At 61.6% G+C, this 10,946-nt stretch carries 8 protein-coding genes; 1 reads left to right on the top strand and 7 read right to left on the bottom strand.

The genetic code is table 11. From position 1 onward, the window contains the following. Positions 1 to 20 precede the first annotated feature (20 nt). Both ACE04F_RS13275 and ACE04F_RS13270 read right to left on the bottom strand, forming a co-directional pair. The gene (locus ACE04F_RS13275) at positions 21 to 1,463 is read right to left on the bottom strand and encodes a mechanosensitive ion channel domain-containing protein (protein ID WP_486107309.1); all 1,443 of its coding nucleotides are present in this window, start codon (positions 1,461 to 1,463) and stop codon (positions 21 to 23) included. Between the two features lie 136 nt (positions 1,464 to 1,599). Beyond that, positions 1,600 to 2,466, bottom strand: a complete 867-nt coding sequence (locus ACE04F_RS13270) for a pirin family protein (protein ID WP_486107307.1) — start codon at positions 2,464 to 2,466, stop codon at positions 1,600 to 1,602. A 109-nt stretch (positions 2,467 to 2,575) separates the two neighbouring features. On the opposite strand from ACE04F_RS13270, the gene ACE04F_RS13265 reads away from it, so the two are divergent. After that, a complete protein-coding gene (locus ACE04F_RS13265; RefSeq protein WP_486107323.1) occupies positions 2,576 to 3,481 on the top strand; it encodes a LysR family transcriptional regulator in 906 nt (301 codons plus the stop codon). 27 nt (positions 3,482 to 3,508) lie between these two features. Here ACE04F_RS13265 and ACE04F_RS13260 read toward each other — a convergent pair whose 3' ends face one another. The 5 genes from ACE04F_RS13260 to ACE04F_RS13240 form a co-directional block, all read right to left on the bottom strand. Then, the gene (locus tag ACE04F_RS13260) at positions 3,509 to 4,123 is read right to left on the bottom strand and encodes a response regulator (RefSeq protein WP_486107305.1); all 615 of its coding nucleotides are present in this window, start codon (positions 4,121 to 4,123) and stop codon (positions 3,509 to 3,511) included. A 130-nt stretch (positions 4,124 to 4,253) separates the two neighbouring features. After that, complete coding sequence (locus ACE04F_RS13255; protein ID WP_486107303.1) at positions 4,254 to 4,658, bottom strand: hypothetical protein; 405 nt, start codon at positions 4,656 to 4,658, stop codon at positions 4,254 to 4,256. A gap of 170 nt (positions 4,659 to 4,828) precedes the next feature. After that, positions 4,829 to 8,515 carry a transporter substrate-binding domain-containing protein gene (locus tag ACE04F_RS13250; RefSeq protein ID WP_486107301.1) on the bottom strand — a complete coding sequence of 1,229 codons (3,687 nt, stop codon included), beginning with the start codon at positions 8,513 to 8,515 and terminating at the stop codon, positions 4,829 to 4,831. A gap of 218 nt (positions 8,516 to 8,733) precedes the next feature. Beyond that, entirely contained in the window at positions 8,734 to 10,068 is a 1,335-nt protein-coding gene (locus tag ACE04F_RS13245) for a lysine N(6)-hydroxylase/L-ornithine N(5)-oxygenase family protein (protein WP_486107299.1), read from the bottom strand. Between the two features lie 142 nt (positions 10,069 to 10,210). Beyond that, positions 10,211 to 10,693, bottom strand: a complete 483-nt coding sequence (locus tag ACE04F_RS13240) for a sigma-70 family RNA polymerase sigma factor (protein ID WP_305495896.1) — start codon at positions 10,691 to 10,693, stop codon at positions 10,211 to 10,213. Positions 10,694 to 10,946: the final 253 nt, after the last annotated feature.

Raw genomic sequence — 10,946 nt, 5'->3', positions numbered from 1 at the left:
CCCCCCCCCACCACAGGTACTCAGGCCCGGCTGCGCAACCACTGCAGAAAACGCTTCTTGGCCACCGGCTTGGGCAGGTCGCGAGTCAGGTTCTGGGCCAGGTGCATGCGCACGTCCAATAGATTTTTCATCGCGTCGTTGATATCGCGACGGGCTTCGAGACAGGGCTTGAGGTAGCTGTTCTCGATGCGATAGAGAGTGCAGAAAGTCTTGGCGGAGAAGTTCGCCAGTGCGGCTTGCTCGGCGACGATTCCGGCTTCGCCGATGACTTCTCCCGGCCCCATGCGCCCGCCCTCCAGCGGCTGGCCGTTACGCATGAGGGTCACGCTGACCACCCCGGACTCGATGATGAACAGATGGTCGCTGACCTCCCCGGCCGCCAGGATCACATCGCCGGCGCGGAAGGTTTGCAGGGTCATGTTCTGGCTGAAGGTGTCTTTTTCATCCTGGCGCAGCGTGGAAAAAATGTTCGAGCTCTCCAGCAATGCCCGGGGCCGCGACACCACCGCGGGGGCGGCGCTTTCACTGGTGGACAGCAGGCTTACGCCGGACGCCTGCAAATGCCGGAACGCCAGGTCGAACAACTGGTTGCGTACCCCGCGTTTCTGCGCCATCGAGGCAACGAATCCGCTGATCTCGTATTCCGCTCCGCCACTGCCAGTGCTTTTGAGCGCCACGCAGGGCGCCGGATTGGCCAACAACGCACGGCAACCGATCATTGCCCGTTCCAGCGCGTCGATCACCGTTTGCGGCCTCGCGTGAGGGCTCACCTGGAGGCTGATCGACAAACCATGGACATCGCTTGGCCGGCTGAAGTTGATGATCTTGGCTTTTGCCGCCAGCGAGTTGGGGATCACCGCCATGCTCCCTTGGGCGGTCTGCAGCCGCGTAGCCCGCCAATCGATATCGGTGACCCGGCCTTCGGTGCCATCGATGGAAATCCAGTCATCGACCTGGTAGGGCTTGGTGGTATTGAGCACGATGCCGGAGAAGACATCGCTGAGGGTGCTCTGCAACGCCAGGCCGACGATGATCGCCATCGCGCCGGATGTCGCCAGTACCCCCTTGACCGGCAGGTCGAGCACGTAAGCCAACGCGGCGATGACCGCGACCAGGAAAATCACCGCTCCGAGCAGGTCCTGCAACAACCGCCCGGTATGGCCGACGCGCTGCATCATCACCGCGCCGATCATCACCGTCAGGGTGCGCGCGGCGAACAACCACCAGCCGATCTGCAAGCCGGTTGCCGCCAGATGCCGGGGCACGTCGTCGACCCACTGGGCTTTTTCCATCGGATTGAGGCCTTCGTTGAACAGCAGCACGCTGAACAACGAAAAGATCAGCAGCCGTACACCGATTTTCCAGTAGGTCCGGTCGGCGCTGACCAGCCGCCACAACACCAGATCGAGCACAAGCAATGCCAAGGCAGAAAGCAGCGGGTGGTCAGTGAACAGAGACAACATCGGACAGCTCCAGGAAGGCCATTGGCGAAGATTGGCATACAATGGACACTCTGTAGAGATCACCCACAGTGCTAACACAAAACCCAGGTACACCGCAGATCCCATGGGGGAGATATCTACAGGGCTATGCGACCATTCAACTGTCCATCCGGCCGAAGCGCCCGGAATGGAAGTCTTCGAAGGCCTGGTGGATTTCCTGCTCGCTGTTCATCACGAACGGGCCATGGCCGACGATGGGTTCATCGATGGGCTCGCCACTGAGCAACAGAACCACCGCGTCATGGTCGGCGTAAAAGCTCAATTGGTCGCCGGCCCGTTCGAACAGGGCCAGTTGCCCTTGCTCGACGCGCTCACGGCCGTTGACCTGGACGGTACCGCGCAGCACCACCAGTGCGGTGCTGTAACCGTCATTCACGGCCACGCTCAGGTGCTTCCCGGCGTTCAGGCGGATGTCCCAGACGTCGATCGGGGTAAAGGTCTTCGCCGGGCCTTGATGCCCTTCGAAGGACCCGGCAATCAGGCGCAAGCTACCGGCTCCGTCCTTCAACGCGATCTGTGGGATGTCGCCCTTGAGAATGGTCTGGTAGCCGGCCGGCGCCATCTTGTCCTTGGCGGGCAAGTTGACCCACAGCTGGACCATTTCCATGAACCCGCCCTGCCGGGCAAAGGCTTCGGAGTGGAACTCTTCGTGAATGATGCCGGACGCGGCGGTCATCCATTGCACGTCACCGGGGCCGATCTTGCCGCCGCTGCCAGTCGAATCGCGATGCTCCAACTCGCCCTGATAGACAATGGTCACGGTTTCGAAACCACGATGAGGGTGCTGGCCTACGCCGCGTCGCTCGGTGGTCGGTGCGAATTCGCTGGGGGCCGCATGATCGAGCAGCAGGAACGGGCTGACATGCTTGCCCAGGCTGTCGTAGGAAAACAGCGTGCGAACCGCAAAGCCGTCGCCGACCCAATGAGGCCGCGGACTGGTATAGATGCCGGCGATATTTTTCATGCTGTGTCTCCAATCGGGTATTGCCATTCGATGGGAACAGCTTAAAACCGCGCCCCTTGATGCGCTAGACTGCAAAAATCGGCCGTAGCGTTCCATCAGGAGAACGATCATCGAAGACCTCAACACCCTGTACTACTTCACCCAAGTGGTCGAGCATGGCGGCTTCGCCCCCGCTGGCCGGGCATTGGACATGCCCAAATCGAAGCTCAGCCGGCGAATTGCTCAGCTGGAGGAGCGCCTGGGCGTCAGGTTGATTCATCGCACCAGCCGGCATTGTTCGCTGACGGAAATCGGCCAGGCCTATTACCAGCGCTGCCTGGCGATGCGGGTCGAGGCTGAAAGTGCCGCCGAAGTGATCGAACGCAACCGCTCCGAACCCCAGGGGCTCGTGCGCATCAGTTGCCCGACGGCGCTGCTCAACAGTTGGGTCGGACCGATGCTGACCCGCTACATGGTCAAATACCCACGGGTGGAACTGTTCATCGAGAGCACCAACCGCCGCGTCGACCTGCTCCATGAAGGGTTCGATATTGCCTTGCGGGTCCGTTTTCCCCCGCTGGAAAATACCGACATGGTCATGAAAGTGTTGAGTAACAGCACGCAGTGTCTGGTCGGCAGCCCGCTCTATCGCGAAGGCCTGTCGTCCCCCGCCTCGCCGGCGGACCTCAATGGCCTGCCCAGCGTCCACTGGGGCTCGGCGCAACGTGAATATCAATGGGAGCTGTTCGGCCCGGACGGCAGCCGCGCGTTGATCCGCCACGCACCGCGGATGGTCACCGATGACCTGCTGGCCTTGCGTCATGCGGTGCTGGCGGGCATCGGCATCGCTCACCTGCCCACGGTCGTGGTGCGCGAAGACCTGGCCGCCGGACGCCTGGTGGAACTGGTGCCGGGCTGGACGCCGAAATGCGGGATCGTCCATGCGATATTCGCCTCACGCCGTGGCTTGCTGCCCTCGGTGCGGACATTGATCGACTTCCTCGCCGAGGAGTTCAGCCAGAGCGACATGGCCTAGCGCAGCGGCAAGGCGCTCCGTGGCGCCTTACAAGTGATTGCGCTTGGCGAAATCCGACAAGCCCACCAGGGTTTTCAAGCCAAGCTTTTCCAGCAGACGGGTCTTGTAGGTGCTCACCGTCTTGGGGCTCAGGAACAAGGCTTCGGCGATGTCCTTGCCGCGCATGCCCATGGCCAGCATCCGCAGGATTGACAGCTCGCGGATCGAGAGACTCTCCAGCGCCTGCTGTTCGGTGCGCTGCTGGAAATCCAGGCGGACGGACATCTGCGGGAAATAGGAGTAACCGGACTTCAATGCATGAATGGCCTTGGTCAATTCCTTCAGGTCGCTTTTCTTGGTGACAAACCCTCGGGCTCCCGCCGAGATACAGCGGTTGCAGAAATGCTGGGCATCCTGGGAGGTAAATACCAGCACCCCGCATGACGGGAACTCGGCCATGATCCAGCTCAACAGTTCAAGGCCGTCGAAACCGTTCATCACCAGGTCCAGGATCACCAGGTCGGGGATGCCTTCCTTGATCAAGGCCCTGGCTTGCGCCACGCTGCTGGCATCGCGGACCTGCGCAGCCCCTTCATTCTGGCAAATGAGCCGCAAAGCTCCTCGAATGACCGGGTGGTCGTCCACGATCAACACGTCTTTCACGGCAGCTCCCTGGTAGTTACAAATGACATTGGTGCCAGACGGCATCGAACTCTTGCACAAACGGTGGGCAGGATTCACCTGTCAGATCTGACAGGTGTGACCAGCGGTCATCGTGGCGACAACCATCCTGTCACGCGCGGGCCAGCTCGCTGATGCTTGCATCCTCGACCTGCGCCATCAGGCAGGCCAGGGCGTCAGCATCGGGCAACGCGGCATGGCTCAGTTGCACATTGGCCCGGCGCCCACCCACCTGCGGCGACACGCCAGCCTGTGGCGCGTTGTAAATCAACCCGTGAAGCACCTGGAGGTTGTCGATCAGAAAATCGGCTAACTCCACTCCGCCGCTTGCCAGTCGGGCATTGGCGACGATCACGTCGAACGGCTCGCTGCCGTACTCCACCAGCAGCAACAATTCCTCCATGTCGTTCACCGGTGCGATCCGGAAATAACCCTGTTGGTTGAACAGGCGCTCCAGCTTCAATCGATGAAAATGCTCTGAATCGGCAATCATGATACGTAACGCTTTGTTCGGCATGACGGGCATCCAATGGCAACGCGACGGGTACGGCGGCCCATGAACGTCAGGAGGCGTCAGGCTAGAGAAAGCTTCCCAAGGACGCTGTAGGAAAAATCTTAAAAACTGGGTAAATGACACCCATGGCGCAGTCCTGCGTCAATATCCCCTCATGCCGCTCAGCAACCACCTCAACCTGATCGCAGCGAAGAAACCCGCAGCCGCCCGGTCAAATGTTCGAGCGCCCGCTGCAAATCGCCCACCGCATCGACCAATGACGACGCATCCCGGCCCCGGCACGCGTCTTCCAGGGCATCGCACGCGCTAACCAGACCTTGCGCCCTGACCATCCGCGCCCCGCCCTTGATCCGATGCGCCAGGTCGGCGAGTCCGGGCAGATCATGCCGGGCGGACAAGCGCAGCAATTGCGCGGTGTCTTCGGTATTGCAGGTGACCAGTTCGCTGATCAGGCTGTTCAGCGCCTCCGTATCACCACCGGTCAACTGCGCCAGGCCGTCCAGGTCGAAATCATCCGCGGGCGCCTCGGGCTGCGCTTCAGGAAACCCTGCGACCGGTTCCGGAAAAACCTGCGCCAGCCGCGCGCCGAGGGCTTCGAGACCAATGGGCTTGAACAGACAATCGTTCATTCCCGCGTCGACGCAACGCTGCTTTTCTTCTGGCTGGGCATTGGCGGTGAACCCCAGTATCAATATCGGCGACAGGCCTCGTGCGCGCTCTTCTTCACGAATGGCGCGGGTCAATGCGTAACCATTCATCAACGGCATGTTGCAGTCGGTAATGACCATGTCGAAGTGCCCGGCGCGCCACGCATGCAGGCCTTGCACGCCCTCCGAGGCCGCCTGCACGCTGTGCCCTAGATAGCTCAGTTGCTGGCACAGCAACAGGCGATTGGCCGGATAGTCATCGACCACCAGAATAGCCAGCGCGCGCATCGGCAACGGCGCCTTGTCCGTGGCCTGCGGAACCTGAGGCAAGGCGTCGTACACCGGCAGATCCAGCCGGATCTCGACCTGCGTGCCCTGCCCCGGCAGGCTGCTCATCGTCAGGGCGCCGCCCATCATTTCGCACAAGGTACGACTGATGACCAACCCCAGCCCGGAACCGCCGTGGGTCGACTCGCGGTTGCCGCCAACCTGGGTGAACGGTTGGAACAGCCGCTGCTGGTCTTCAAGGGAAATCCCGCGGCCGGTGTCTTCCACCCGCAAGCGAACAGCGAGACGCCGGTCTTCGCTGCCGGGGACGGCCTCGGCGATCAAGCGCACCTGGCCCTCATCGGTGAACTTGATCGCGTTGCTGAGCAAGTTCGAAAGCACTTGCTTGAAATGCAATGGGTCGATCAACACGTCGCGGTCGAGCTTATCGTCCAAGGCCAGTTGCAGGGCGAGGTGTTTCTGCCAGGCCAGGCCTTCGAAAACCCGCGCCACCGACTCGACCAGCTGCCGCAGGTTGGCACGCTCCGGCGCCAGCGACATCCGCCCGGACTCGATACGGGCAACATCGAGGATGTCACCGATCAACCCCAGCAAGCCATGGGCGGCGCCCGAAGCGACCTCGATGGCCGCCCGATCGACGATGCCCTGCTCAGCCTTTTTCAGCGCCAGTTCGAGCATGCCGATTACCGCGTTCATCGGCGTGCGGATCTCATGGCTCATGGTCGCCAGGAACGTGGTCTTGGCCCGGTTGGCGTCGTCGGAACTTTCCTTGGCAACGCGCAATTGTTCGAGCAGATGCTGGCGCTCGCTGACGTCGATCCAGCCGCCGATCATGCCGCTGACCGCGCCGTCGCTGCCGCGATACGGCAGCATCCATTGATAGATGGTCAGCACCTCGCCGCTGGCCACGGTCAAGTAGCGGTCCTGGACCCGGGGTAGGCCCTGCTCCATGACCTGCAGGTAGTCATTGTGGTAGAGCCGCGCCTCGACCGGATCCCCCGGCGCGCTTTCGAGCAGGGTCTTGCCGATTACGCTCTGCCGTTCAGCACCAAATACCTCCAGGTAGCCGCTGTTGCACAACAGCAGTCGCGCCTCGCGATCACGGACATAGATCGGATGCGGCGTGCCGTCGATCAATACTCGCATGAATTCCAGTTGGTCGTTGAGGGCGACTTCGGCCTGCCGGCGCTTGCGTATCAGATGACGCAGATAGCCGATCCAGCCCAGTGCCAGGAGCAACAGCACTGCAGCGATGGCGAAGCCTTGGAGGACAGTGGTGCGGTGGCGCAGCCAGTAACTGTCCTCCACGACAATTTCCGTGCGCCAGCGGTTGGTCAATTCGTCCATTTCCTCAGGGGAAATGCTGAGCAGCGCCTTGTCCAGGATCGAATGCAGTTCCGGTGCATCCCGACGGGTGCCCAAGGCGATCAATGCGGGCTCGGTGCCGACGGTGCAGGTGATCTTCAGCGTGTCGCGGTACTGACGGGAGATCATGTAGCTGGCATTGAGCAGCGGGCTGATCGCCGCGTCCACCGCGCCGGAAGCCACCATGGCCAGGGCATCGGCGGCGTTCTGTGCCGGCACCAGTTGCACCTCGGGAAATTGCTGCAGCAGGTAATCGCGCAGCACATTGCCGCGCACCAGCGCCAGGCGCTTGCCGGCCATCTGCTCCGGCGTGACGGGGGCCTGGGTATCCAGGGCGGCCACCAGCACGTAGGGATTGCTCAGATAGGGTCGGGTGGAATTCAATTCATCGGCGTAATCGGAACCCGGCGGGAACGCGGCCACGACGTCGGCCTCGCCACGCTTGACCTGGGCGATCAGATCCTCCAGCGACTCACCGTGCCGGGTATCGAATTTCAGCCCGGTGCGCAGGCTGATTTTCGCCAGCACATCGGCGCTGATGCCGCGAAAGTGCCCCTCTTGGTCAATGAACGTCAGCGGCATGAAATGATCATTGATCACCACCCTGATCCGCGGATGCGTGTCCAGCCAGCGTTGTTCGTTGACGCTGAAATGCAGCCGTTGGTGGCCGGGCATGCTTGCGCCCCCGGCACTCCAGCGGCGCAGGATCGCCATGCGCTCGGTGCCGGGAATCGCTTGCAAGGCGCTGTTGATGATTCGCAACAGGCGCGTGTTGTCACGCGCCAGGGCAAACGCGAAGGGCTGCACTTCCAAACGTGAAAAATCGGCCAACTGGACGTTGTTCAGATAGTTCTTGGTGATCAGGTAATGGGCACTGATCGAGTCCCCCAGATAGACATCGGCCTGGCCGAAAGCCACCGCACCGATGGCGCTCAGGGTCGACGGGTATAACTGCAGCGAAGCCTTGGGGTAAAAAGCCTTGACCGCCTCAGGGGGCAGATAGTGATAGAGCATCGCCAGCCGCTTGCCCGCCAGGTCCGGCGCGAGCTTGCGGTTGTCACCGGCACGGGTCACCAGGGTCGGCTGGTCATCGGCGTAGGCCTGGGACATCGCCAGTTCCGGGTCGCTGGCCTCGAAGCCATTGGCGCTGCCGAGCATGTCGATCTCACCACCGCGCAGGGCCTGCAGCGCCTCGGCCCGTGACGGGTACCGGCGCACCTGCACATCGACCTGCAACAACTGACCGAGCAACCCGGCGTAATCGGCGGTCAGGCCTTCGTATTCGTGACCATTGCCGGTGATGCCGAACGGCGCATAATCCGGCGCCGAAGCGCCCAGCAGCAATATGCCCTTGTGGCGCAGCCAGGCCCGATCGGCCGCGTTCAATGACACTGAATAACCGCTCACGATGGAACGCCCAAGCACCTGCAGCGACTCGGGCGCAGCGACGACCTGCGGCGCCATGCTCAATAAGCCCAGCCACAACGCCGCCAGGCTCATGCGTGAAAACACCATCATCGGATTAGAGAGTTTCGCCTGGCCTTGGCAAAGTTGGCGCACGAGCGCAACCGAACCTGGGTGAAAATAAGGTTCTGCCTGCCAAAGCGAGGGAACAGCGAACCGTCAGCGCGCCTGTCGAAAATACAGGAAGCGTGACTGGAGTGTAGGAAGTTTCTGAGGAATTTCCTGATGTGTTATCGAGAAATAACCTCGGCGCAGGCGGCGATCTCGGGCTTGCGCTCATGCCCGCAACACCGCTTCGCCGCCTGCCGCCTGGCTTATGCCGTGGCCAGCAACTGTTCGCGTACCGATTGGCCAAGGTCGCGTTGCTTGCCGTGCTCATAGAGCGAGCCGGCGATTTCGTCGGCGCGCACCGGCAGGATCGACAGCAAGGTGTCGCTCAAACCATGGCTGGCCTGACAAAAGCCCTGCATGTAGATGGCGGCCTTGCAGCGCTCATCGGTGATCAGTTTGTAGTTGCGATCCACCTCGAAATCGCCGAGGTATTGCGCCAGCGGCTCCAGCAAGGTGCGGTGCATCTGGCGCTCGTAGCCGGTGGCGAGCACCACGGCGTCATAGCGCCGGTTTGTCGGCTCGCCGGTGGCGTTGTTGCGCATGGCCAACTCCACGCCATTCTCCGTGGCCGTGGCTTTTTCGATCGTGGTCAGGGTACGGAACGCATGGCGGGCGATGCCGGAGACTTTCTGGCGATAGAAGATCCCGTAGATGCGTTCGATCAGGTCGATGTCGACCACCGAATAATTGGTGTTGTGGTATTCATTGACCAGCCGCTCGCGCTCGCTGTGGGGTTGCTGGAAGACCAGGTCGGTGAACTCCGGCGAAAACACTTCGTTGACGAACGGGCTGTCGTCGGCCGGCTTGAGCGCCGAGCCGCGCAGGATCATGTCGACCTGTGCCGATGGGAAGCTGTCGTTGAGGTCGATGAAGGCTTCGGCTGCGCTCTGGCCGCCGCCGATGATGGCGATCTTCATTGGCTGGCCGCTCACGCACGGTTGGGTTGCCATGCGCTCCAGATACTGCGAGTGATGGAATACCCGCGCATCGCCCCTGAACTCCTTGAACGCCTCGGGAATGCGCGGCGTGCCGCCAGCGCTGACCACCACCGAACGGGTGGTGCGAACATTCTCCTCGCCCCGCCCGTTGCGGGAAATCACCCGCAGTGCTTCAACCTGCTGGTTGTGCAGCACCGGCTCGATGCGCAGCACCTCTTCGCCGTAGCGGCTCTGGCCGGCGAACTGCGCCGCCACCCAGCGCAGGTAATCGTTGTACTCCATGCGACACGGGTAGAAGGTGCCGAGGTTGATGAAATCCACCAGGCGACCATGGTGCTTGAGGTAATTGACGAACGAGTACGGGCTGGTCGGGTTGCGCAGGGTCACCAGATCCTTGAGGAAGGAAATCTGCAATTCGCTCTGGGTCACCAGGGTATTGCCGTGCCAGCGGTAATCGGCCTGTTTGTCGAGGAACAACACATCCAGTTCGCCCTGAACCGGGCCACGTTCCTGAAGCGCGATGGCCAGCGCCAGGTTCGAGGGGCCGAAGCCGATGCCGATCAAATCGTGAACGGTGGGCGCTGCAATTGCCTGAGTCATGTCCAGTGTCCTCTGGAGAAGCCCCTCAACAGGGCGCGAAAGCCTGGGTGACTTGAGCGGCCCGCACTAGGCCGTCAGTCGTCTGTTGAGAGGAACGAGGACAATGCAGGGAAATTTACCACCGAGAATCAGCGAGGGTGAATCAGGACGCGTCCCACTGCCGTACGCGAATACGACAATGCTTCATGGCATTGACGATGTGTTTCTCCACCAGCGCCCTGGAAATGCCCAGGCGCCCGGCGATCTGCGAGTGGGACAAACCTTCGAGCTTGCGCAGCAGGAAACTCTCGCGGCACAGCGGCGGCAACTCGGCCAAGGCCCGTTGCAGCATGTCCAGGCGCTGGCCGTGGTCCAGGCTGGTATGCGGCGATGGGGTAAAGAACCGTTCTTCGCTGTCGAGCACATCGAGGGATTCGACCTGGCGCAGGGTGTTGCGCCGATGCCCGTCGATCACCAGATTCAGCGCGGTGCGATAAAGGAACGCCCGGGGCTGCTCGATGGGGGTATCGCTGGCGCGCTCCAGCACCCGCACATAGGCGTCATGCACCACATCTTCGGCCGCCTGGCGGTTGCCTAGCCTGGCGTTGAGGAAACACACCAGTTCGCGATAGTAGTTTTCCAACATGACTCCCCGTGCGCAGCGACTGCGACAGCTATCCCTGTGCCACTCGGCATGCCTGAAACAGGCATGGCAGGATAGTGGCAGGCTCAATCGCGTAATTTATAGTAATTCTCATATAGATTTAAAGTATTGGTTTGTATCAAGGCCGAATCTTTCATCTGATTGGGCGTTTGAAACCGCCTCTGTGGCGAGGGAGCTTGCTCCCGCTGGCCTGCGCAGCAGGCCCAATGCAGGCCAAATTTGCGCACTCATGTCT

This window comes from Pseudomonas sp. AGC41 (assembly GCF_057334555.1).
The sequence above is the reverse complement of the archived record's forward strand: the minus strand, read 5'-3'. Positions and strand labels throughout refer to the sequence as shown.

Bases quoted from the DNA above. Each gene is read 5' to 3' on its own strand.
- ACE04F_RS13245 (WP_486107299.1), bottom strand. From the start codon at position 10,068: ATGACTCAGGCAATTGCAGCGCCCACCGTTCACGATTTGATCGGCATC.
- ACE04F_RS13270 (WP_486107307.1), bottom strand. From the start codon at position 2,466: ATGAAAAATATCGCCGGCATCTATACCAGTCCGCGGCCTCATTGGGTC.
- ACE04F_RS13255 (WP_486107303.1), bottom strand. From the start codon at position 4,658: ATGCCGAACAAAGCGTTACGTATCATGATTGCCGATTCAGAGCATTTT.
- ACE04F_RS13240 (WP_305495896.1), bottom strand. From the start codon at position 10,693: ATGTTGGAAAACTACTATCGCGAACTGGTGTGTTTCCTCAACGCCAGG.
- ACE04F_RS13275 (WP_486107309.1), bottom strand. From the start codon at position 1,463: ATGTTGTCTCTGTTCACTGACCACCCGCTGCTTTCTGCCTTGGCATTG.